Below are 24,712 nucleotides of genomic sequence, written 5' to 3'. Positions count from 1 at the left end.
GGGTAGATAAAAGCGGGTATGCCATACTGGGCTCGTTCCGCTCTTGAACCGGCCAGAAGGTGATTTATGCTCAAAAATGTAAAAGTATTGCTAATTCATGGCATGCTGTCATTGCTACTCTTTTCACACGTCTCTCTTGCACTGGGAACTAACGCCAATTCGCTAGCCCGCCCCAAATTTGATAAACGTTTGAGCACAGTGGAATATCCATTCGATGTAAAAATGTTTAGCTTCTCTTCACAGGGGATCGATCTTGAAATGGCTTATATGTTTTTGCCACCTAAAAAAGACAGGCCGGTTGTAACACTTTTTCACGGCAAAAATTTCAACGGTTCGTATTGGGAAAGTACAGCTCGCCTTCTGCATAGTCAGGGCTATGGTGTGCTTATACCCGACCAAATAGGCTTTGGAAAATCGTCTAAACCCACACAATATCAGTACAGTTTTGCCACGCTTGCAAACAATACGCGACAACTAATGCAGTCTTTAAACATCGAAAAAAGTATTATTGTAGGGCACTCCATGGGCGGTATGTTGGCTACGCGATTTGCATTGCTTTCTCCAGACACAAGCGAAAGCCTTATTTTGATAAACCCCATAGGTTTAGAAAACTACTTGCTGTATGAAAGTTACACCGACATCGAAACGGTATACCAAAGTGAGCTTAAAAAAACGCCAGATATGATCGTTAATTATCAAACAAAAAACTATTATGATGGGGCGTGGAACAACACATATGCTGAGCATGCCGAGTTTTTACAAGGGTGGATAAACGGCCCAGACTGGGAAATGCTAGCACGGGTTAATGCGCTGACCTACGATATGATATTTACACAGCCGGTTATTGAAGAGTTTGATAGTTTAACCCTGCCAACCACACTAATATTAGGTACCCGTGATCGCACAGCGCCTGGCCGTGCTAACAAACATAACGACGTAAATAGAGAATTAGGTCGCTACGACAGACTAGGCAAGGAAGTAAAAGCACGTAACTCAAACATCCATGTTGTTGAATTAGAAGGGTTAGGCCACTTGCCTCACATTGAAGCTTTTGAGCGCTTTAAGGTGCCATTTTTAAACGCATTGCATGACTAATTTCTGCATGGTCATTTGTTTCTAAAAAACCGATGGTAAATTTCTGGGGCGCGTTTAGGTATTTTTCTTTGCCTTTGCGCCCAAATCCGAAAACGGTCATGACCGCCATATAAGGGCGTTATTTAACGCCCTGGAATACCAGCTTTTGAACTCGTCTACCCGTATTAACTTCAGTGGTATACAGGTTTCCTTCGCTATCGGTATCAATACTGTGTAGCCATATAAATTGGCCTGGATAGCGACCGTTCTTACCTATCGAGCCTAGCTTTTCATGAGATTTTCTATCGTAAATCCAAATACGCCCGTTCATCATGTCAGCAACGTATAAGTATTTTCCATCGGGTGAAAATGCCACATCAGTTGCTGTACCTAGCCCCCCAGTCTCTGGTCGTACGGCAAAGTTTTTTACAAAGCGGATATCACCGTTTTTCTCCCGTTTAAATATCTGAAGACGGTTGTTTCGACGATCGCAAACATAGATAAACCCGTCGCTGTCTTGATTTATACAATGCACGATATTCCCAAATAACGGGTTTTCCGGGTCTATTCCCTGCTTTTGCGGCTGAGTAGCTTGGGACTGATCAAAATCTCCTTCACGAGTGGGCCCTAATGGCTTTTCTCCATAAGCACCAAGCACGTGAGTCGCCTTCTCTTTCTCAACATCAAAACTTGCTATGCGCGCATTGATATAGCCATCGGCAATCACTAACTCGTTGTGTGTACTGTCCATGAACATATCTGCGGGATTACCCAATGTATGCAGGTCCATATTGCCGTTGGTCTGCCCTCGCCTACCTATGCCTTTCACAAACTCGCCATCAAAAGTGAATCCCACAGACACATGGTCATCTTTGCCATTGCCAGCTAACCAAACCGTGTCATTCTTATCAACAAATAGCCCGTGAACGTTTACCGGCCATTGGTTTACGCCGTCTATCGTGGGTGCGTTGCTTTCGCCGCCCCATGCTGTAGCTACCTCGCCATCGGGCGTAAAGCGAATAACGTGGGGCGCTGGTTCACAACACACTGCGGTGGGTGGCGTTGCAACAAGCCCTGTATCGGTTTTGCCCAGAGAGTTGGGACGCTGCAATACCCACACGTGATCATATTTATCGATAGAAAGACCCGACACCTGCCCGAGCATCCAGGTTTCTGGCAACGATGGCCAGCTTGCATCAACGCTAAACCGAGGCAGGGGCTTGTTATCTATCGGGTAAGTGGCCATAGGGATAAGCGGCGTTTTATTTTCTGATAATGCAGCGCTTTCTATTGTTTCGGTACCCACTGATGGAGACATGGCTTGTGAGGTATTAGCGAAGGTTAAATTGCTAAAAAAAGATGCAGCAGTTAGTACAGTAACACAAACAGCATTTGGATGTATTCTGGTCATAGGGCTTTCCATAAAGGCATGATCGGCAAAGGGTAAACACGTCTAGTATGCTGCAAGTCCGCAAAGCTAATTGCAATAAAAAGCGCCAGCTTGTATGAGTTTTAAGCTAAACTGAAAAGCATTTTCACCCGTTGACTAGATGAAGAAAATTCACCCTACCTCGATAGGATGAATTCAATTTTCAAAAAATATCTTCTTCTAAAGAATAGAAGCGCTTCTGTATTTAACGGAAGATACGTATTTCAGGACGGCACACACTAGCTATTATAAGGGCGACTAAAACGACGACTAATTCCCTAGGCGACTGGTAAACTGCCCTACCGCATCAACAACTTCTTTAGCCCCGCCTTGAATTTGCTCGATGACTTCACCTGCTTCTTTCGCGTAATTAAGACCAGATTGCGCTTTTTCATCACCCTCGTTAACAAGGTCTACCGCGTCTGTCGCCAGTGTCTGATTATGTTTAACCACATTGATAATTTCTTCCGTGGCTTCTGTAGTACGCGACGCTAACTGGCGCACTTCGTCCGCAACAACCGCGAAGCCTCGGCCTTGATCACCGGCACGTGCTGCCTCAATAGCAGCGTTTAAAGCAAGTAAGTTAGTCTGTTCTGCAATAGCACTAATGCTGCCTATGATTGTGGCAATTTGTTGAGACTGAGCGTCTAAGGCGTTAATCCCTTCTTTTGCTCGGTCCATTTGCTGCGATAGTGAGGACATTTCAGAAAGTAGTTCCCGAATGACTTCTGTGCCTCGTGACGCAATTTGATCGGTGTTGTTAGAAGAGTGGTAGGCGATATCGGCTGCACTGGAAACCGCATTTTCGCGCGCTACTTGCTCAGTAATATCAGTAGCTAGTTTAACCACTTTATACATGCGACCGTGAGAATCACAAATAGGGTTATAAGTCGCCTCTAACCAAAAGCTGTTGCCATGGGCATCAAAACGTTCAAAGCGCCCTGCAACGAATTCGCCACGGGCTAGGCGATCCCAAAAATTTTTGTATTCCATGGAATTAGCGTATTCAGTATCGCAGAATATTCTATGATGCTTACCCTTTATGTCGTTCAAACTGTATTTAACGGTTTTCAAAAAGGCTTCATTAGCGTCTTGAATTACACCATTGAGATCGAACTCGATCGCCGCATTAGATTTGTGTAAAGCTGCTACTAAATCTTCGTGCTCTTTCGACTTAGCAATGGTGCGCGTAAGGTCATTAAGGTTTACCGAAAATTTATGTATGTTGCCATTAATATCGAAAATAGGCTCTACTACACCACGCAGCCACGCCTCTTCTCCGTTTTCACGTACAAACTCTATTGCTCCCCAGTAGTGAACGCGCCGCTCTATAGCATCTTTTAACTTTTTAAAATGAGGAGTGTTCCGTGCAATTTCAGGAACAAATTCAAAAAAGCGTTTACCTTTCACTTGAGACAATGAGTAACCTAGTTCCTCTTCGAACATCCCGTTAACTGCGTCTATTTCACCACGCTCGTTTAGGCGAAGAAAAATCATATCTTCACGTAACCCGTCTCGCACTTGCTTGAGTATGTGTAGTTCCTCTTTAAGTGCTTCGTTTTCTTTAATTAAGTGTTTATTGAACATAGGATCTTCCCTGACAGAGAATGGCAGTAATATAATTCGTATCGGCAGTTAATAAGCTTGCCTTAACTATAATTTGATAAATGTATGCAAGATTCACAAAGCGTGATGCTTAACTTTGCTTTTCAACAATATCGTATAACCTAGCTTAGTCATGCAATAAATATAGCCTAGACCACATTCATCACTTACGGTAAACCCAATCAGCTTTTTTCGCTTCTCCCCTATTTTTTCACATATCTACCTAGTAAAAGATAGTAGAAAAACGTCTAATTTTTTACTCGAGAAACCTTGAACGATATTGTGCAACGTTATCTATAAGCCACTTGGTGAATACTTGGAAACGGGCCTGTGAATGAGTTTCTTTATGTGTAGCCAACCAAAACGTACGCTTGATATGAATCTCATTCTCAATGAGTCTAACTAAGCCTGGCTGAGTTTCAGCCATAAATTTAGGCAGAATGCCTACTCCTGCGCCATTTACAAGCATTTGATACTGAGCATTAATACTGGTGCTGCGAAGCGCACTTAATTGTGACAGCGCGGTCTCCTCAATGAACTTCAATTGTGGGGCATAAACCAAATCGGGCACATAGCTCACTAGATTAAACGCGGTAAGGTCTTTTAATGTTTTTGGTTTGTTGTTGCTGATAAGAGACTGATGGGTATAAAGATAAAGATTATAGTCAGTCAGCTTCTGGGTAACCAGTAAGCCTTTGCTAGGTTTTTCCAGTAAGATAGCCATATCAGCTTCCCGTTTATTGAGGTTTAAAAAACCACTGGTTGCTACTAGCTCAATACTTATCCCTGGATACTGCTTTTTAAAATCGGGGAGTAATGGCGCCAAAAACCAACTGCCGAAGCCTTCAGAAACGCTTACTCTAATCGTGCCCGCTAAATGTGAACGTTCATCACCTAATTCATTTTGCGCCTCTAAAAAATAGTGCTCCGCTTTTTCGATATAAGTTACTAACTCACTACCATGGGTGGTGAGCACATATCCCTTTTTAGTTAGCTCGAACAACTTGCAATTTAATGAGTCCTCCAGTTTTTTTACACGACGAATTAACGTTGTAGGGTCTACCTTTAAGCCTTTAGCTGCAATAGCTACACGACCATTTCTTGCTAATCCAAGAAACAAGCGCATGTCATCCCAATTCACCCAAACACCTGCATTTTTACAGCACCATACTGCAAGTATATGTATTGCCTTTGCAAACACAAGGTTTCAATATTGTTAAAAATTACAGGAGCTATGTCATGAGAAAGATTGTTCACTTTATTGCAGGTAAAGATTTTGAGGATAGCAGCGAAAATACTGCGTCAGTATTTGCGCCTAACACAGGTGAAGTACAGGCTGAAGTAAGCTTGGCTAACGCTTCAACTTTGGCCTATGCAATTGAAACAGCCCAAGCTGCACAGGTTGAGTGGGCAGCAACAAATCCTCAACGACGCGCTCGTGTTATGTTCAAGTTTAAAGAATTAGTTGAAGCAAACCGCGACCGCTTAGCGGCACTATTATCAAGCGAGCACGGTAAAGTGTTGGTTGATGCGCAAGGTGATATTCAGCGCGGCCTTGAAGTTATCGAGTTTGCCTGTGGTATCCCTCATGCGCAAAAAGGTGAATATACTGAAGGCGCAGGCCCAGGAATCGATGTGTACTCCATGCGCCAAGCACTTGGTGTAGTGGCAGGTATTACGCCATTTAACTTCCCGGCCATGATCCCGATGTGGATGTTCGGTGTGGCAATTGCCTGCGGTAACGCGTTCATTTTAAAGCCATCAGAGCGCGATCCGTCAGTACCTGTTGAACTGGCAAAGCTTATGATTGAAGCCGGCCTTCCAGCAGGTGTCCTTAACGTTGTACACGGTAACAAAGAAGTGGTTGACGGTATTTTAGATCATCAAACTATCAAGGCTGTGAGTTTTGTAGGCTCTTCTGATATCGCTAACTACGTTTACGAGCGCGGCGCACGCGCAGGTAAGCGCGTTCAGGCAATGGGTGGCGCGAAAAACCATGGCATTGTAATGCCTGATGCAGATTTGGATCAGGTGGTAACCGACCTGGTAGGTGCTGCATACGGCAGTGCCGGTGAGCGCTGTATGGCGCTACCTGTAGTAGTGCCTGTAGGCGATGAAACAGCTGAAAAACTGAAAGCCAAGCTTATTCCGGCTATTAAAGACATTATGGTAAGTCATAGTGAAGATCCCAACGCTCATTATGGCCCTGTGGTTACTGCTGCTCACAAAGAGCGCGTTGAAGGCTATATCGACCTTTGCATAGAAGAAGGCGCTGAGCTTGTTTACGACGGTAGAACCAGTCAAATCCCAGACGACAGTCAAGGCTACTTCATCGGCCCAACGTTCTTTGACCACGTGACCAAAGACATGCGTTCATACCAAGAAGAGATTTTTGGTCCAGTGCTTCAAATGGTGCGAGCGAAAGATTTCAACGAAGCAGTTAACTTAGCAAGCGACCACCAATACGGTAATGGCGTTGCTATGTACACCCGTAACGGCCATGCGGCGCGCGAATTTGCGCAACGTGTAAACGTGGGCATGGTAGGGATTAATGTACCTATTCCTGTGCCAGTTGCTTACCACACCTTTGGGGGCTGGAAGCGCTCTGCATTTGGTGATACCAACCAGCACGGTATGGAAGGGGTGAAATTCTGGACAAAGGTTAAGACTATTACGCAGCGCTGGCCTGATGGCTCAGATTCGAACGACAACGCCTTTGTTATTCCAACTATGGGCTAAACCAGGAGACGATTATGACTACAGTTGCATTTATTGGCCTAGGTAATATGGGCTCAGGGATGGCAGATAACCTGGTTAAGAACGATTACAACGTATTGGCCTTTGACTTAAGCGAAGCGGCGCTGACCAAAGCCAAAGAAGCAGGCTGCACTATTTCGAAAAGTACAGAGCAAGCTGCTGCTGAGGCCGAGATCGTTATCACTATGTTACCAGCAGGCAAGCACGTAAAAGATATCTATTCAAATCAAATCCTGAATTCTGTCCGAGAAGGCACCTTGCTTATTGACTGCTCCACCATCGACGTAGAAACGGCGAAGAGTGTGTCCGAACTGGCAGAGAAAAAAGGCCTTAAAATGCTGGATGCGCCGGTTTCTGGTGGTGTTGCAGCGGCTGCAGGCGGCACGCTTACGTTTATGGTGGGTGGCGATGCTGACGCATTCGACAAAGCGCAAGGCGTACTTAGCGCAATGGGCAAAAAAATTGTTCATGCGGGCGGCCATGGTGCGGGACAAGCAGCAAAGATTTGTAACAACATGTTACTTGGCGCGACCATGATTGCGACTTGCGAGAGTTTCCAGCTTGCCCAGAAACTAGGCTTAGATGCGCAAGTGTTCTTCGATATTGCATCCAATGCTTCTGGACAGACATGGTCAATGACCACTTATTGTCCTGTAAAAGGTGTAGGGCCTCAAAGCCCAGCTGATAACGATTTTGCTGGCGGTTTCGCCTCTGCACTTATGCTTAAAGATTTAGGTCTCGCCATGCAGGGCGCGAAGGGCGTCAACGCCCAAGTACCTATGGGTGAGCTTGCTGCGAAATGGTTTGAAATGCATTGTGAAGAAGGTAATGCAGGAATGGATTTTTCTTCAATCATTAAGCGATTAGCGTAAGAAAAACCACTATTTCTCCGACGGTCACTTTCCCTCAGAAGAGGTGACCTTCTTTTTAAGCGAGTAAAGGGTTTTACTCGCTCTTTTTTTATCTTTTTCCTACATATCCCGCTTATTTTTGCGCTGTTGTTACCTTGCTAGCTCCCTTACCAAGCGGAATTTTTCCTTTGTTATTTGATGTCCCCTTTTCATCATCCAGAAGCCATTTTTAGGTGACCTATTCGTTCTCACCAGCCTAATTAAAACGAGCTGACTCGGTGTTGGGTCTACATCTTGCAAACTGGTATTTCAACGAAGAAATTTACACTGCACTAAAGGGCTAAATTTAATACATCCTTATGCAAACTAATACTTTTACAACAGTAAAAATATTATACGTTTTAATGACTTACTTAATTCATTAAGCAATTTCACTAAACACATTGGTTCTTCGAGCCTCTCATTTAAAGTAAGCGTGAAGAAGCAGTGTGTCGCTAAATTCTAACGTTCAATTTCCTAAATTCAGTAAGTAAAAATAAAAGGAACACAAAATGAAAAAGCGTATTGTTGCTGCTTCGACGGCAATTTTAGCAATTGGCTGTATTTTCACCTTTATCGACACTTCTCCTTCTCACAAAAATGAGGTAGCGACGGCGAAAACGGATACAAAACCAGTTGGTAACGGAAGCGCTGTTGAAAAGCAACGAAACGGCAAAGTGCTATCGACAGGTGTCGATACCTTCAAACCGAAAAATAAAGCCGAGTTAAAAACTCAGGCTACAACGACTATTAACGGTAAATCAGAGAAAGACACAATCGTCTGGACGACGTCAAAAGAAGGTAAAAAAGTACTTGAAGCAGAAGGTCATATCCCCGCTGATGTGACCGATGAAGCTTACATTGAGCTTGATCGTGAAGAATTAATGACGGTAGAAGTTGGCGAATACCTCGACTTATACATCCCACAGTTCGACGGCAGTTATACCGGTGAAGTTGATCACGTTGTCACCCATCCAAACGGTGATCGTACTGTAGAGGCGCATATCCCAGGTGCAGGCTCTCTCTACGCCGCCGTTATAACGCTTGGCGAAAATGCCACCTACGGAAACTTAGCCACGCCTCGCGATGTGTTTGTGCTTGAAGGCAACGATAAATACGCATGGATCGCGCCTAAGTCTTCAATGATGCAAAACCACATCGAACGCGAACCCGACAGCGAACGCCCGCTTAGCGACGACAATGCTGAAGAAGTCTTCGATCTCGGTCAAAACTAATCCCCTAGTGCCTGTTGAACTTCACGGGAAATTCAACAAGCTCAAATAAAACAACAAGAAGGATATAAAAATGAAACACACGTTTAAGTGTTTAACGGCAATGGCAGTTTCACTGCTTTGTGCAACAACAGTAACAGCAGCCACCATCGATGTGATGGTGCTTTACACCCAACCTGCTGCAAACAATGTGTCTAATATCGACACTAAAATTAACCAGTACATTTCACATGCCAACCGTGTTTATCGAAATAATGCGATAGATTTACAGTTGCGTTTAGTGGGCGCTCAGTCTTCTGCTGCTACATCTAGCGACCTACAACCCACTGAAAGTGCATTAGATTTGTTAACTGATAGCAGTGGTGTACAAAACGCACGAACCTCTAACGGCGCTGACATGGTTGTGCTTCTAGGTAACCGTGAAAACATTTATGAAGGCGGCCAATTGGCAGGCTATGTATGCGGTATTGGCTGGGTAGGCCAAGGCAACAACGGTACATTGTACTCTAGTTCGCAAAGCCGTATGTACAGCATCAGTGCTGTTGATTGCGGGTTATCTACATTCGTTCATGAGCTTGGTCACAACATGGGCTTAGGTCACTCTGTGCGCCAGGGTTCAGTTGGTGGCGTTTATAGTGACGGTATAGGACATGGCGTTGATAATAACTTCTCAACAATCATGGCTTATCCACAAGCATTTGGTAGCGCCACACAATTAGACTATTTTTCTGATCCATACTGGTCGGGCTGTAATGGTCAAGCGTGTGGTGTTGAAAATGAGTCAAATGCTTATCGTGCGGTAAACGCGGTCATCAACCAGATCGCTAACTACTATTAAGCAAATAAGCAATTAGGGGATACGAAGGGAAAGCGATAATGCTTTCCCTTCAATTTACTATCTAGTTCACCTACTTTTTGGGCTGCGTTAGCATGTCATCATAGGCATCCATTTCCCAGGGCAGTTCACCTGGACTGGTATCAAGGAAGTGCAAGTAGCTTTCAAACTGGTCCAAGATATCCTTGGCGATACTCTCCTTGTCATAGCCATAAATATCATAGGCTTGACCGCCGCGACGAAGGAACACTTCAGCGCGAAAGTACTTTTCCGACTCGTCATCTTCTGAGCGCAATTCTGCGTAACTAAAACCCGGTACTAAATATTCGGTCATTCGAATGTCGTAGATAAAGTCCATGTGATCGTGACGCTCAACAGTGAAGATCGCCCTTCCCGTTTCCTCTTCAAGCTTAACAAACGCCTCCCACTCTCGCGCTTTCAAAGCAGCTTGTACGTCTTTCATCGCCGCTATTACCGTTTTATCGATAAACTCATGCACCTCGCTTCGGCTCGGATAATCGACCATTGCAGCAAACCGGCCTTTAAGGCTAGTTGTTCGGCCATGATTTCTATTCAATGTATTCGCCGTCAAACTATTGTTTCGATAGCCCTCGATGACAAGTGCACGCCACAGACCTGCTGCAGACGCTAACATAATAAAGGCGAATGGTAAGGCACTTGCAATGGTCATCGTTTGCAGGGCATTCAGTCCACCAGCCAACAGCAATACTGCTGCTACCGTACCCTCTAAACAGGCCCAGAATATACGCTGCCAAACCGGGCTTTCTTCTTTACCACCAGAAGCAAGTGAGTCGATAACCAGCGACCCTGAGTCTGATGAGGTCACAAAAAATGTAATGATTAATAACACGGTCAAACCTGACATGATTGACGCGCCGGGTAACAAGTCGTAAAGCTTAAACAAGGCTACGGCCTCGTTCTCCTGTACATCACTAATAAGCGTTGTTACCCCTTGATTCATAATGGCGTTTAGCGCTGTATCGCCAAACACAGAAAACCAAAGGAAAGTAAACATGGTAGGCACTAGCATTACACCAAACACAAACTGCCGAATGGTTCTGCCCCGGCTTATTTTGGCAATGAACATGCCCACAAACGGCGCCCACGCAATGGTCCAGCCAAATATAAATAGGGTCCAGTTTCCAATCCAGTCACTACGACTGTAAGCTTGAAGGTTAAAAGTGCGCTCGATAATACCGTTGACATAACTCCCTGTGTTTTGCAGAAAGGTCTCTAAAATATGAACGGTTTCCCCCATGACAAAAACTGTACCCATAAGAGATACAGCCAAAAGCATGTTCAAAATAGAAAGTCGCTTGATGCCTTTATCCATTCCCGCAATAACCGATATTGTTGCGGCAATGGTTACGATAGCAATGGTGCCAACCTGCACCATTATATCAATGGGGATATCACCGGAAAGATAGTTAAGCCCCGCATTGATTTGCGTAACAGATAGTCCAAGGGTCGTGGCGATACCAAACAGTGTTCCTAGGATGGCGAAAACATCTACCGCATGACCTATCGGGCCATAAATTTTATCTCCTATCAGCGGATACAAAGCCGAACGAATAGACAACGGCAAGCCATGACGAAAAGCAAAATAGGCAAGCACCAAGCCCACTAGCCCATAAATCGCCCATATGTGGAAACCCCAGTGAAAAAACGCGATTTGCATAGCCTGCTTAGCGGCGTCAACCGTTTCAGCTGCTCCTGCAGGCGGCGAAGAATAGTGTAGTACGGGCTCTGCCACACCGAAGTAGAGAAGCGCTACGCCGTAGCCCGCAGAAAACAACATTGAGAACCACTCAGGGAAACTATATTGGGGCTCAGCATGGTCGGGCCCCAGCTTAATATTCCCCCAGCTAGATGACGCAATCGATACAATAAAGACTAAAAAGATTGCAACCGACAGCATATAGAACCAGCCGAAGCTTTCGGTGATCCATGCCAATGTACTGTTAAAAGCCTCGGCAGCAAGTTCCGGGTTACTGATTGTTCCGATAACCAGAAGCAGAATGATGGCAACGGCGGGAAGAAATACAGGAAGAAGGATGGTGGAGTTGTTTACTTGACCTTTCATAGCAAATCCCTTTTCACTTATAGGTAAGTTGAAACCCTGTGTAATGGGAACCAACTTTATACTTTCTACTTTAGAAGGTTTGAATAGGTTCAAGCTTGGTGTAAGCGTTTGAAGTCGGAACGTTCAAATTGCAACTGCGTTAACTAAATATTTTCCCCATATAGCGAGCTTTCATAGTGTTTTATTTATCTATCTTCCAGCGGCATTTAAACGCTCTCAAAAACCATACTGCTTGCCTGTCTAGGCACATACACTAATTTTGTAATAATTGGTAATTAACATAGTCCCCTTTCCAATATACACCGCTTTTCGAAAGATATTTGTTTGGGATTGATGTGAATACGTTATCTAAAGTACACGCTGTTAGTTTTGCTGGTGAACAAGAAAATGAGATAGCCTCCCCTCGCAAAGGATTGCCAAAGGCGAAAGTGCCCGATAGAAAGTCAGATTTTTCTTCGTTTTATCATATGCATTGGGAGGGATTGTGCGCTTTCTTAAGAAAAACCTTTGGTTCAGGTCCTCCAGACCCTGAGGATGTAGCGCAAGACGCGTTTTACCAGCTGGCAAAGATGAAATCTCGCGCGCATATTGAAAACCCTAAGGCGTTTCTATACAAAATTTCAATTAACCTAACACTGCGTTCTTTGAAATCAGATAGATGGATTGCGAACGTTGTACCCGGTAACGACGAATCGTTTGAAGCAGAGTTACTGTCACTATCTGAGCCCGATAAAATCTTGCATTCACAGCAAGCTTTGCAGCAACTAGGGGCTTTGTTTTGCACTTTGTCGGAAAAGCAAAAATACATCGTAAGTGCAAGCCGACTTGAAGGCCAAACCTATCAACAAATATCTGACGATACTGGATGGAGTATAGCCGATATATGTCGGCAACTTAACAGTGCATTGGTTATCCTCGCAAGCTCAGTAAATGCTAATGATTGATTATGTCTTAGTGAAAAACTAACAAAGAGACAAAACGTGAAACAGAATTCAAACGTCACCCACCTTAATGTTGAAAAGTCTATCGATGAACAAGCCATTCATTGGTTTACTTTAATGAATGATGAAGACTTAGCACATCAAAATCAGGAAGCATTTACCAAATGGTACACGCAATCCGTACTTCATCGGAACGCATTTAAAGCTATCGCCAAAATGTGGGATAAAACAGGTTTTACTGATGACATTATTGCATATGAGACCGAACAAAACTCAGCATTGGCTACTGACAAACCAAGGCAACTTGAGCATACAAAGCTGTTCAGAAAAGTTGGTGCTCTCGTAGCGTTCGCCGCGACCTTAGTTATTACAGTAGTTACTCTGCTAAATAAACAGGACCCATCGTTTTCTCAACCCAGCCAAGTCTTTGCTTACTCTACGACAACAGCGGAAATAAAGCGTATTACGTTGCCTGATGGCAGCAAACTCACTCTTGGTCCTACAAGTAGTGTTTCGTATACGGAGCTAGATAAAACCCGTTCTATTGAACTGAGTCAAGGAAGAGCATTTTTTGATGTTGTCTCGATATTCAATAAACCTTTCATAGTAAGTAGTGGTGTTAATACTGTAGAAGTGACAGGCACTGCATTTGAAGTAGATGTAAATAACTTCAAAAAAACCACTCGGGTAAGTGTTGTAGAGGGTAGTGTTAAAGTCTCAGGTAAAGATGCAGACAAAGAATCTGTGTTTCTATCCCATGGACAGCGTATCTCTGCACCACTTACTGGAGGCCCTATGACGGCCATAACGACTTTTACAGATAAAGAAGCCCTCGCATGGATGGACAATAAACTCATTTTTAATAATACCCCCATTACAGAGTTTATGTATCGAATACAACCCTACGTAGAACAGACCATCTCTCTTGAAGGCTTTAATTCTGATGCTGTTACCATCAATACAATAGTTACCCCCTCCAATGTTCATACATTGCTTGATTCTTTGCCTGCAGCTTATCCGCTAGAAATGGTAAGAACAAGTAGCACGATTACATTTACTTATTCGGAAAATTAACAGCTAGCGGTGCTTTTTTGAATGCAAAAGTACCGCAAACATTTCAGTTACATTCATGAAGGTTTTGTGAAACCTGACATAATTCTGAAAAAGATTCTCTCTTTTTGTCTCTTTGTTCACGACAGTCGACTGCAACACACTTAATTTGAACTCAACCGGCAGTAAACCACTGACCGTACCGGAGAATATGAAATGACATCGTCGCGTTGTGTAAAGAAACATTTGTTAGCTTTTTCCATTTGTACAGCTTTGTCACTAAACACCGCTGCAATTGCGGCAGCCCAAGAAAGCATAAGCGTTGAACTTGAACCAGCTCCTTTGGCATCAGCGCTAAACCAACTTTCATTCAAGTCGGGCATTGTGATCATCGCACCTGGGCGACTGGTCAATAATATTAAAGCTCCTGCGCTAAATGGGAATTATGATATAGATGAAGCGCTTGAAAAATTGCTTTTCAATTCCGGCTTAGAGGCTGTTAAACAAGCCAACGGGGCGTTTGTGATAAAAAAACGTGGACTCCAAACACCTCTCAATCCAAAAGATACTTCTGACACTGACACCCCTATCGATGAAATAGTGGTTTCGGCTACAAAGCGTGACACCAATTTAATGGATGTATCTGCGGCTGTTTCTGTCTTAAATACACAGCAGATTCAAGATGCGGGGGTCACTGATTTTAAAGGCTTAGTAGACGCACTTCCAGGCATTTCAATTAACTCTGCATTTGGCGGAGCCAACAATAGTTTCATTACAATTCGTGGTATTGGGGGAGCTGATGACTACAAACCTAATGGCAACCCCTCTGTCGCATTACATGTTGACGGTATCTACCAAACGTCTAATGCTTATCTTGGCATGCCTTTGTTCGACTTAGAGCGAATTGAAGTCCTTAAGGGCCCTCAAGGAACACTTTACGGACGCAACACAACAGCGGGGGTCATTAACGCCATTACAAAGCGTCCTACAGAAGAATTCGAAGGCTATGCCAGCGTAGAGTATGGTAGTTACGAGTATACGCAGGGTGAAGCTGCATTTGGCGGAAGCGTTTCTGATAATTTAAAGGTACGTATCGCTACCAAGTTTGAGCAAGGTGGTGGCTACATGGACGGCAAGGGAGCGGGCCTGTTCGCAGGTTATGTGCCAGAAGGATTTGAAGGTGTAATTCCAGCCGTGAACGATCCGGGAGAGCGGGACGGATTTGGGGATAAGGACCTATTTGCCTTTCGCGCAACTGGTGTTTATGCCTTTCAGGCCAACACTGACTTGACCTTGCGCTATTTCATGAGCTCAGATAATGGCGACACACTCCAATACGATCGTATTGCTTTGGAAAATGAGACAGGCTCTGGTATAAGCAGAAATGCAGGAGAAAACGACGACCCATATGCTTTTTACGCGGATGAGTACTATCGACACACTATAGATATCGAAGGTATAAATGGAGAATTAGCACATCAAATAGATGCTGATTTAAACGTAAACGTGCTATTTGGCTATCAAGAAAGTGAGCGTGTTATGGGAGGAAATGGTGATGGGACCTCATTTCCTCGCTACAAATATGCATTTGATGAAACACTTGATCAGTCCTCTTTAGAAGTTCGCTTCAGTGATAGTCAAGGAGGAGACATTGATTGGATCGCCGGGATCTTCTATGTCAGCGATTCAGTAGACTTCGTAAGCGATTGGACAAGCTTTGCAGTTCGCTCTCAATACACCTCTCCGTATAGCCAGACTAGAAACAGCTTTGCTACGTTTGCCAATATTGATTGGTTTGTAAGCAACAACCTGAAACTATCTGCAGGCATTCGTTATACTCAAGATACCGCTAAGTTTTCGGGCTACAACCAAGACTTAGATCCTTGGGGAACTTCTATTTATGAAGACGTATTCAACTCCCCTGGCCTTTTTTCTTGGGACAGAGATTTTGACGACAATAATGTCTCCGGTAAGCTAACCGCCCAATACTACCTTTCTGATAACCTAAATATTTTTGCCTCTATCGGCAACGGATACAGAGCAGGGGGTTTTGATGGTACATCAATATTCTCTTTAGAAGAGACTGAGCCATTTGACTCTGAAACCGTAGACTCATTTGAACTAGGACTGCGTTATACAGATGAGACCTTAAGTGCTAGCGTCGACTTATTTGCTTACGATTTTGAAGAAATGCAAGCAACTACTCGACTTTCAAATGACACCAATGGACGAACAAATGTTGGAGCGGCTGAAGTTCGTGGTGCAGAAGCTTCCATCAACGCCCAGCTGTTTAGCAATGGCAACCAACAATTAACGCTCAATTCATCTGTCACCTACCTCGATACAGAAATTACGGAGTTTTCATCTAACCGTGTTGATGATGTGCAAAATACAGTTGGAGACCCGTTACCCGGCTCACCCGAGCTATCATATTCAATCTCGCTCAATCATAGTATTTTCGTTGCAACTAACCGGTTACTCTCTACTCGTCTGACTTATACCTACCACGACGAAGAAACTAACCGACTGAATGCAGGAGCTGGCAATACGGTGCCTGATTACGGCTTGCTTAATATCAATATGGACCTTGAGTTGGGTAACGGGTTTACCGCATTTGCATATGGTAGAAACATTACTGATGAAGAATATTTCCTAGAACTCAATGCAGGTGCTCGTCTTGTTGGTGCTCCAGCAACATACGGCGTAGGCGTTCGCACTACCTTCTAGTCTAATGCAGGCATCTGCAGGTTGCAGGTGCCTGCCCACAAGAGGCATTGATATGAAGCATCTCGTGCTTATACTATTTCTTAGTTGCATACCTACGATAGCACTTGCTAGTACACCATTTTGGCAGCAAGCAAGCGAATACCCTGACAGAGTTATACTTAATCCTACCCAACTTCCTAGTGAGAGCTTTTCTGTTAATTGGCGCACGTCGGATGAAGTTGAAGTTACGGTTGCCCAAATTGCACCTGTTACATCAGCCGCCAGATTCGATTTGGGTGCAAAGACCTACAAAGCAAAAACGCAGCGCGCTGAATTGCGCAGAGGAAACTTAAGACCTTCTAACGTTCATGAGCAATCTAAAGACAATGTTAGTCAAGAGAGAGCTCAATATCACTACAACACGCACCTCGCTGACGTTGCATATCACGAAGTTACATTTGAAAACTTAAGACCAAATACGCGTTACGCGTATAGAGTACGAGGAGGCTTAGGCAAATGGTCTGAATGGTATATGACGAAAACGGCCGATATACCCTCCTCTTCAGCTACACGATTTCTGTATTTTTCAGACGCACAAAATGGCATGCGCGAACAGTTTCCAGCGCTATTGAGAAAGGGCTTTAAGGCTATGCCTGATGCAGATTTTGCTCTTTATACTGGCGATCTTGTAGATCATGGTGCTAGGGACTTAGAATGGGCGCAGTGGTTTTCAGCGGGCCAGTTCATACACGCAGAAATTCCTGTAGTCCCCGTGGTTGGAAATCATGAGTTTGCCTATCATCATTTACCCGATAGTGAAAAACGATGGGCTTTAAGCCGCTTTTGGCAAGATCAGTTTAAGCTTCCGTCCTCACCAGAGTTATCAAATCAATTACAAGAAACTGCTTATACTTTGCATTACCCTAATACCGACGTATTCATTGTTAATACGGAAATCAGGCACAACGAAACGGCATTCGCAATGCAAACAAAATGGCTAAGACAGACACTTAGTGAAAGTAAAGCAAAATGGAAAATTATCGCCTTTCACCACCCAATATTTTCAAACTGTGGAATGCCAATAAATAGTCCGGGACAAGACGAGCCCGCTGTTCGCAGTGCTTTATTGCCATTGATAACAGAATTCAAAGTTGATCTGGTTTTACAAGGACACGATCACGCGTACTCTAGAGGAAGTATAAAAAACGAGCAGGGTACACATGTAAATAGTGTTTTTGTTACGGCAAGTAGCAGTCCTAAAGCTTATCCACTAAAGAGTACGCGATGGGATGAATACGAAGAATTCAATGTTACGTTAGAAAGAGTCGGAGAAAATACGCCGACTTACCAAACTATAGAAGTACACGAGAGTACCCTTACCTATCGCTCATATACTCTAACAGGAGAACTTTACGATGCTTTCGATATCGAAAAAACAGATTATGGCAATACTATGACGTTTCCCTATGATCTTATGAAGGAGCGGCTTTTCAGCAATACCGAACCTTACAAACACCACAACTCACTCTACTAGTTGGTCATTTTATCTAGAGGCTGATTTGACCTTAACGCCAACACTTAATAATGTTGGCGTTTAGATGGAATTAGTAGTCATAAATTGCCATTCTAAGGCTACTAATTCCCAATGTTAAAGTTTGAGTAGAGTTATTTGCTTTTAGTGATGTCCACCACAACAGCCACCTTCATGCTCAGCCCAGTTTTTGAGTTTGGTGGTTTTACCTATGCCCGGGTTGAAGCTATTGGTTGGGTCAAGTTCGCGATAGAAGTTCTTAAGTGCGTCTTTGGCAAAGTACTCATGACCCACATTATGCTCTGCAGGATACTCAGCACTTCTAGCATCAAAGGTTTCTAGAATTTTGCCTTTTAGCACTTTCGCGTCGGCGCCTTTCTTCAATACATAGTTTTGATGCATAACGTGGCAAAACAAATGACCATAATACAGTTTGGTATCTATCTGATCGTCTATTTCTTTTGGTAGTACTTCAAACCAATCAGGATCGTTTCGGCGAAGCGCAACGTCTATGGTCATCATGGCACCCACTTCTTTGCTGTGCATTACGTGGTAGCGACCTATTGCTCCACCGGCAACAAAACGGTGTAAAATCGCTTTATCTGCTTCTTCCTCGGTACACTCAAAGTAGCTGCCTTCATTAGTTTTGAAAAACTCATCTAGGTAGGCTTTGGCTTCATCTACCCCGTCGTTGCTCATTTCCAAAATCCAGTGATGCTGATATTTGTCCCTAAACTCTTCCATGCGCTTGGGTAAGTGATTAGGAAAAATATAGCTCATGTACTGCATAACGCGGTCTGACATTTTATTAGGTAAAAAACCTAACTTGTCGGTAAATGCATCGAATTTGCGCTTAAACGCAAACAGCTTTGGAATGAACTTCGCCCCAAGCTTACTGATAACGATAAACATATCTTTGCCGTACTTTTTCGACACGTCATAGCAATCGCGGTGAAGGTATTCACCCGAGTCAGGCAAATTCTTAAAGGTTGAAAGAATGTCGCGACGCACTTTTGTAAATACAGCAGCGTCGTTTGAGCCTACATAAAATACTTGTTTCTTTTCGGGAATCGGAAAGGTGTCCAGCCTTACTGCAAACACAGCAAGTTTACCTGCACAGCCTGAGGCCTCATGAAGTCGCCTGCCGTCATTGTTAAAACGCGATGGCGTATTAGAGTCAACGTCTCGTACGCGCTCATCATATTCATTATCTGAGGCGCGAGCGTCGGGGTGCTGAACATCAGTTTCTTTATAACGCTTGTTTTCAAGGTTATCTAAAATCTCTTCTGGTTCGCTACCTAGGTTAATGCCAAGGTTGTTTACCAAAGATAACTTGCCGCTGGCATCAATTTGCGCAAAAAGAGCAAGCTCGGTATAGGCTGGGCCTCTTTTTACTAAAGCGCCGCCTGAGTTGTTGCATATACCACCCACGATAGATGCACCAATGCACGATGAACCGATAACCGAATGTGGTTCTCGGCCATACGGCGCAAGCGTTTCTTCCAATCCAAATAGGGTACTGCCAGCTAAACCTACAATTTGTTTACCATTGTCCACCAGCTGAATTTCATCAATGCGCATGGTGCTTATAATAACGAGAGGTCTATCGTAATCTTTACCGTCTGGTGTAGAACCACCCGTTAACCCTGTATTTGCCGCCTGCATAATTACCGCAACATCGGCTTCAACACAAAGTTTCAAAATGCGCCAAATTTCAACCAATGTTCCCGGTCTTACAACCGCGAGCGCTTCACCTGCGCCAAAGCGAAACCCTTTGGTATATGGCTGCTTTTTCGCTTTATCAGTTAACAAATAGGCTTGCCCTACTACATCGCGCATAGATGCAATCAAAGACTGAGTGTCAACATTTACGGTCATGGTTCTCTCTGTGTGTTGAAGTTTTGGAAGGATTAGCTTGGTGATGAACTATACACTAACGTCATTATTAACAAAGGGGGCAAACGTTTTTTATAGAGATAATTTACTTATATTTAATTCGCCGAGCACTTAAGAAAAACGGCTATTCTTAAGCAAAATTAATATAAGCTTTTCACTGTTACATTTTGTTACGCTTTGGCGCCGCAACTAAGACCACAGGAGTATTGTAAAGCTATTGTATAGTTCGTAAGGTTGATGTACACGAAAAGGAGCTTTCATGTCACACCAAGCGTTCGTTTTAACAAGAAGTAGTTTCTCGGAAAATACTAAAAAGGATGGAGCTTACGAACGATTCCTTAGTATTTTGCCATCGTGTGGATTTAACGTTACAACTGGCGCTATCCACCCGCCTAGAAGCGTACTCAACAACACTTATACCTTCTTTATTGATGCACAGTATTGTGACCCTGCCGCCATGTTTAGCTTGCCGGTCGTTAACGATTATCCTGAATTAAACAAAGTGATTTTCAACGTGCCGGAAAGTAACATCGACTTTCATTACGCGGCACTTCAACACGGTATCAATGGGGTGTTTCATATCGAAGATAGTTTGGAATTGTTAGTTAGAGGTGTTCAGCAGGTTCAGGCAGGTAACAAATGGTTTAGTCGCGAAATTATGAGCCGCTATATTGATGCTAATCTAGTGCCAAAAACTAAGCCCGTTGCTGCGCTTCAGTCGTCGACTACAGTCCTAACCAAACGAGAATTGGCCATTACACGCAAAATTGCCGACGGTGCACAGAACCAAGAAATTGCAGATTGCTTGCATATCAGTGTGAATACGGTGAAAACACACGTATACAGCATATTCAGGAAAACAGAATGCAGAAATAGGGTTGAACTTATCAAATGGTTCGATCATCAGTTTAGTCAGCCCCAACAGGTAAGCTACTAAACTGACGAGCAATTAAATTAAAACACTGTATGGCGCTTACGCTTTGGCGCGCCATACTCCTTTCTCCATTCCTTGTAATACTAATTCACTCACCGCTTTCTCTATGCTTTGCTTAACGCATTCAAACATGGGTTCGTTGGTGGTGTACCCCGTTTCAGCTTCAAGCAAACGCTTTAGCGAAACGTACCTAAACAATCCCGCTCTCACCTCTTGGCTAAGTACTTTTTTAGATGTTGAAACCGATACCAGTACTTGACCCGTTCTCACGTCAACGGCGCGCATATAGATAGAAATTTGATCTTCTCTAAACAACTCGCTCGCGCCAACACCAAAGTATTCAACGCCAGCCCCACCAGTACGAATATTGGTGTCGTAGCTAATTATGCCGCCTTCTATAATAATTCTAGCAGTCGTAAGTGGCGGTAAATCGCCCCCGTTTTTTTCGTCGGCCCGGATAATTTTTCTTTCAGTAAGAATATTTTGTAGCCCTTCGCGCTCAACTGGCAAAAACCACGATGTTTCACTTAGGGTTTGTACAAGGATAGACGTAGCCCCCTGTGTCACTGCAGTTGAAAAAGAGCTCGCTCCCGTACTCGGTTTGTATTGCCCAGTTTGATCCCTAAACGCGTACACAGATACCGGTATTTGCCCCATGGGGGCTGGTAAACTTTTTACTTCAGAGAGGGTGGCGCTATCTTTGATAATATCCGCAGCAGTAGTATCAGGCGGGAGTGTATTTGTAATAGATTGACACCCTGCTAGCGCCATTACCAATATTAAAAAAACGGTACTTCTCATGTGCTTCCCTACCCAAACCGTGGAATTTCTACGACAGTAACTTCACCTGTCAATAAATTAGTAATATTCACAACAATGCTGTCAGGGTTGCTTGTTATTAGCTCTACCTGAAAGTCTCCACTTACAAAAATGCTATCTTGGTTAAAAATACTGTCTATCGGATTGCCATCTTCATCGTACTCTTGCTCACCAAAGGCGATATCTGTAATTTCACGAACAATGCGATTTATATAGGCTCGTTCTAGTGATTCTTGAAGCCGCTCATCGTAGGAGCGTTCGCTTAATGATGCAGTGTGCGCGTTTTGTGAATTTGCCTTGCTTAATAAAAATGAACCATTGAGTGGGTTGCCACCAAAAGACGGATTTATTGGCTCATAAACCAATTCAGTTGCCAGCGTTATTGCAGGCGCAACTAGCGTCGCCACTGTAAGCGCTGCAATTACAATTTTTTTCTTCATTACCATTCGTCCCCTGCTAAATCTGGGCTTCTACTGTCTATACTCGCATTGGCTACCGCGTCTAATACCAAAAAGATAGCTTGCTGTACTTTCTCATCTATCGGAACTTGCCTACGACCCATATAAGTTTGATACACCACTTTATTGTCATAAATTACTGAAAGTAGCGTTCCGGCTTGAGGCACTATGATTTCTTTAACTACTAAGTTTTTACCTGAGCTGTCGGGAACTTCCCGCCAATATTGACTAATTCGCGAAGCAAATTCGTGACCCTGGCGGCTTATACTGTTATCGAGCAGTAGCCCGCCTAAGCGAATTTCTTCCGCGTGAACCGGAGAAAAGAGCACACTTAAAACTAGTGTGAGAAAAGAGAGATGATGCAAATACTTCATTTTATTGAATTGAGCCGGGCTAACGCCCGGCTATTCATTCTGTACTTTAGTACATTTACATCTGAACGACGGTCGCTACGTTGTAATCACCAACTTGCGTAACACTTACCGTGCCGCCGTTGCCAGTTATACTACCCGTAACTAAATTGTCGTTACCCATTTGCGTTACTTCAAAGGTATTCATATCGCCTGAAATAACAAATTGTCCACCCGTCTCATCTGTTACCCAGTTTCCAACACCTTCTTGCATAACACTAACTACGTTGTCGTCACCATTAACAAGCAAATCGAGTAGATTAAGCTCACCTGTTTGCGACACCATAATTTCGTTGTAGCTTGAAGTAACGCTGCTAGCTAACTCAACTGATGCCGTGTTTTCAATACCCTCTTGCGACATTTCGATGATATTGCCATCCGCATAGTAAGTGGCATCTCCAATACCTGCTTGAGCTAACGCCAAGTTCGCATCGCCATCTTGTTCGATTTCAACGGTGTTTAAAATGCCATCAAAGTTTACTGTGCTGATTTCGTTGGCATCACCCACCTGAGTTAAATCGAACTCATTAAATATACCAATTACCCCTGCGTAAGCGGTGTTACCCTCTCCCACTTGGTTAATTTCGAAAGTATTCGCTTGCCCACCGACGGTTTCTACCGTAGCAAGGTTTACATCGCCAATTTGGTCAATGTTGACTTCATTACCCGAACCTTCGAACACGCCTGTAGTAATTTCATTGCCGTCGCCGTCTTGTTCGAACTCAAGCACATTAGCATCGCCAACCATGGTCCAACCGATAACGTTCTGGTCGCCATCCTGATCAATTTCAACTTCATTATCAGACCCGATTACGGTTAAATCTGAAATGTTGTAGTAACCATCCTGAATAACATCAATTACGTTAGCATCGCCGCTCAGTTCGCGAACATAGGATTCGTGCCAGTCACCGCTTTGTTCTACAAAAATCGTATTGTCGTTACCAGAAATCGCATTATTAGCCCAGTTACCACCATCGCCTTGATACACAGATAGCATATTGCCGCTACCCACAATGCTGTTTATCGAGCGATTAAAGATAAAGCCAAACGGGCCGCCGTCACCCAATTGAACAAGTGAAACCGTGTTGTCGTCACCCTCAACTACAAAATCTGCTGTGCTACTTAGGCTATCTTGCTCTGATTCTAAAAAATTGCCGTTGCCAGTCACACTTGCAAAAAAGGTGTTACCTGATTGCATTTGCGATGCAAGCACTTCGTTAGCGTCACCGGTTACCTCTACAACAATCGCGTTAAGGTCACCTTCCTGGCTTAACACTGACTCATTACCTACTTCGTTTCCCTCTGGTGCCGTTTGGGTTAGCGTAATTTCATTGCCTTCTGCCGCAGCTACAAAATCTGCTGTGGCATTAAAGTCTACCGTTTTAGTCACAGGCACTTCCTGAGCTGATGCCCACCCTGACGCTGCAACTAAAAGCAATGCACTAGCTATTTTTGTTTTTTTCATTTTCACGTTGTCTCCCTATGGCAATCACATCATTCTTGATATTGTGTGATGTTAATTACCATTTCGTTCCCTATCTGATAAACAGTGAAAGACTGCTCACCTAATTGATTGACATTGGCAACATTGTCGAACCCATCTTGAATAATTTCGAAATAGTTGTTGTTGTTTTGCTGCAGCAAATTCACAACGTTGCCTTCACCAAGTTGAGTGATGATAGCTTCGTTATTACTGCCGTTTTGAACAACGTTCGATAGGTTGGCGCCGTTGCCGCTTTGGATAATGTTAGTTATGTTATTCAGCCCAAACTGACTGACAGCAATGAAGACCGTTTCATCGTCTATCGTAATAGCTTGAGCATTCAGACTCATTGAAAGAGAAGATTCCACCATGTCGGAGCTTGTTGATAAATCAGACTGTTGGGCATAGACAGAAGAGTTGACGGTTAGAAGACCACACACCGCTGAAGCTAAAAGCGCATTGGCTTTTAATGCTTTTACGTTTTTAGTGCATTGGTATTTTTTAACCTTTAGTTTCTTGTCCATGAGAACGACTGCTTCCTTGATTAACAACAAAGGT

At 43.7% G+C, this 24,712-nt stretch carries 20 protein-coding genes; 10 read left to right on the top strand and 10 right to left on the bottom strand.

Features of this window, described 5'->3' with window-relative positions; translation table 11 throughout:
• The first annotated feature begins 66 nt into the window (after positions 1-66).
• Positions 67-1,095, top strand: a complete 1,029-nt coding sequence (locus IW644_RS04740; RefSeq protein WP_269916626.1) for an alpha/beta fold hydrolase — start codon at positions 67-69, stop codon at positions 1,093-1,095.
• 118 nt (positions 1,096-1,213) lie between these two features.
• Here IW644_RS04740 and IW644_RS04735 read toward each other — a convergent pair whose 3' ends face one another.
• From IW644_RS04735 to IW644_RS04725, 3 genes are all read right to left on the bottom strand, one after another.
• Positions 1,214-2,485, bottom strand: coding sequence for a beta-propeller fold lactonase family protein (locus tag IW644_RS04735; RefSeq protein WP_269916625.1), 1,272 nt, complete (start codon positions 2,483-2,485; stop codon positions 1,214-1,216).
• 288 nt (positions 2,486-2,773) lie between these two features.
• On the bottom strand, positions 2,774-4,090 hold the full coding sequence (locus IW644_RS04730) for a methyl-accepting chemotaxis protein (RefSeq protein ID WP_269916624.1): 1,317 nt from the start codon (positions 4,088-4,090) through the stop codon (positions 2,774-2,776).
• 274 nt (positions 4,091-4,364) lie between these two features.
• On the bottom strand, positions 4,365-5,249 hold the full coding sequence (locus tag IW644_RS04725; RefSeq protein WP_269916623.1) for a LysR family transcriptional regulator: 885 nt from the start codon (positions 5,247-5,249) through the stop codon (positions 4,365-4,367).
• 98 nt (positions 5,250-5,347) lie between these two features.
• On the opposite strand from IW644_RS04725, the gene IW644_RS04720 reads away from it, so the two are divergent.
• The 4 genes from IW644_RS04720 to IW644_RS04705 all read left to right on the top strand — a co-directional run bounded on the left by IW644_RS04720 (position 5,348) and on the right by IW644_RS04705 (position 9,825).
• Entirely contained in the window at positions 5,348-6,847 is a 1,500-nt protein-coding gene (locus IW644_RS04720) for a CoA-acylating methylmalonate-semialdehyde dehydrogenase (RefSeq protein ID WP_269916622.1), read from the top strand.
• A gap of 14 nt (positions 6,848-6,861) precedes the next feature.
• Positions 6,862-7,737: a 3-hydroxyisobutyrate dehydrogenase gene (gene mmsB, locus IW644_RS04715; RefSeq protein WP_269916621.1), complete on the top strand. Its 876-nt coding sequence runs from the start codon at positions 6,862-6,864 to the stop codon at positions 7,735-7,737.
• Between the two features lie 530 nt (positions 7,738-8,267).
• The gene (locus IW644_RS04710) at positions 8,268-8,990 is read left to right on the top strand and encodes a hypothetical protein (RefSeq protein ID WP_269916620.1); all 723 of its coding nucleotides are present in this window, start codon (positions 8,268-8,270) and stop codon (positions 8,988-8,990) included.
• Positions 8,991-9,060: 70 nt separating this feature from the next.
• Positions 9,061-9,825 (top strand): zinc-dependent metalloprotease family protein, encoded by a 765-nt coding sequence (locus IW644_RS04705; RefSeq protein ID WP_269916619.1) that lies wholly within the window; start codon positions 9,061-9,063, stop codon positions 9,823-9,825.
• Positions 9,826-9,895: 70 nt separating this feature from the next.
• On the opposite strand, the gene IW644_RS04700 is transcribed toward IW644_RS04705, so the two are convergent.
• On the bottom strand, positions 9,896-11,926 hold the full coding sequence (locus IW644_RS04700; protein WP_269916618.1) for a BCCT family transporter: 2,031 nt from the start codon (positions 11,924-11,926) through the stop codon (positions 9,896-9,898).
• A 335-nt stretch (positions 11,927-12,261) separates the two neighbouring features.
• On the opposite strand from IW644_RS04700, the gene IW644_RS04695 reads away from it, so the two are divergent.
• The 4 genes from IW644_RS04695 (at position 12,262) to IW644_RS04680 (ending at position 18,157) form a co-directional block, all read left to right on the top strand.
• Positions 12,262-12,870 (top strand): RNA polymerase sigma factor, encoded by a 609-nt coding sequence (locus IW644_RS04695; protein ID WP_269916617.1) that lies wholly within the window; start codon positions 12,262-12,264, stop codon positions 12,868-12,870.
• 36 nt (positions 12,871-12,906) lie between these two features.
• Entirely contained in the window at positions 12,907-13,941 is a 1,035-nt protein-coding gene (locus IW644_RS04690; protein WP_269916616.1) for a FecR family protein, read from the top strand.
• 192 nt (positions 13,942-14,133) lie between these two features.
• Complete coding sequence (locus IW644_RS04685; protein ID WP_269916615.1) at positions 14,134-16,644, top strand: TonB-dependent receptor domain-containing protein; 2,511 nt, start codon at positions 14,134-14,136, stop codon at positions 16,642-16,644.
• A gap of 52 nt (positions 16,645-16,696) precedes the next feature.
• Positions 16,697-18,157 (top strand): FN3 domain-containing metallophosphoesterase family protein, encoded by a 1,461-nt coding sequence (locus IW644_RS04680; protein WP_269916614.1) that lies wholly within the window; start codon positions 16,697-16,699, stop codon positions 18,155-18,157.
• 141 nt (positions 18,158-18,298) lie between these two features.
• Here IW644_RS04680 and dld read toward each other — a convergent pair whose 3' ends face one another.
• Positions 18,299-20,032 carry a D-lactate dehydrogenase gene (gene dld, locus IW644_RS04675; RefSeq protein WP_269916613.1) on the bottom strand — a complete coding sequence of 578 codons (1,734 nt, stop codon included), beginning with the start codon at positions 20,030-20,032 and terminating at the stop codon, positions 18,299-18,301.
• 277 nt (positions 20,033-20,309) lie between these two features.
• Here dld and IW644_RS04670 point away from each other — a divergent pair, with 277 nt between their 5' ends.
• The gene (locus tag IW644_RS04670; RefSeq protein WP_179984515.1) at positions 20,310-20,987 is read left to right on the top strand and encodes a helix-turn-helix transcriptional regulator; all 678 of its coding nucleotides are present in this window, start codon (positions 20,310-20,312) and stop codon (positions 20,985-20,987) included.
• A 36-nt stretch (positions 20,988-21,023) separates the two neighbouring features.
• Here the strand turns inward: IW644_RS04670 and IW644_RS04665 are convergent, their stop codons facing one another.
• From IW644_RS04665 to IW644_RS04645, 5 genes are all read right to left on the bottom strand, one after another.
• Positions 21,024-21,785 carry a CsgG/HfaB family protein gene (locus IW644_RS04665; RefSeq protein WP_269916612.1) on the bottom strand — a complete coding sequence of 254 codons (762 nt, stop codon included), beginning with the start codon at positions 21,783-21,785 and terminating at the stop codon, positions 21,024-21,026.
• An 8-nt stretch (positions 21,786-21,793) separates the two neighbouring features.
• On the bottom strand, positions 21,794-22,243 hold the full coding sequence (locus IW644_RS04660; RefSeq protein ID WP_269916611.1) for a curli assembly protein CsgF: 450 nt from the start codon (positions 22,241-22,243) through the stop codon (positions 21,794-21,796).
• Positions 22,243-22,590, bottom strand: coding sequence for a CsgE family curli-type amyloid fiber assembly protein (locus tag IW644_RS04655; RefSeq protein WP_269916610.1), 348 nt, complete (start codon positions 22,588-22,590; stop codon positions 22,243-22,245). The genes IW644_RS04660 and IW644_RS04655 overlap by 1 nt, the downstream gene beginning before the upstream one ends.
• Positions 22,591-22,690: 100 nt before the next feature.
• Positions 22,691-24,136, bottom strand: coding sequence for a curlin (locus tag IW644_RS04650; protein WP_269916609.1), 1,446 nt, complete (start codon positions 24,134-24,136; stop codon positions 22,691-22,693).
• A 29-nt stretch (positions 24,137-24,165) separates the two neighbouring features.
• Positions 24,166-24,678 (bottom strand): curlin subunit CsgB, encoded by a 513-nt coding sequence (locus IW644_RS04645; RefSeq protein ID WP_269916608.1) that lies wholly within the window; start codon positions 24,676-24,678, stop codon positions 24,166-24,168.
• Positions 24,679-24,712: the final 34 nt, after the last annotated feature.

It is taken from the genome of Alteromonas sp. PRIM-21 (assembly GCF_027563165.1).
Taxonomy (GTDB): domain Bacteria; phylum Pseudomonadota; class Gammaproteobacteria; order Enterobacterales; family Alteromonadaceae; genus Alteromonas; species Alteromonas macleodii_A.
The sequence above is the reverse complement of the archived record's forward strand: the minus strand, read 5'-3'. Positions and strand labels throughout refer to the sequence as shown.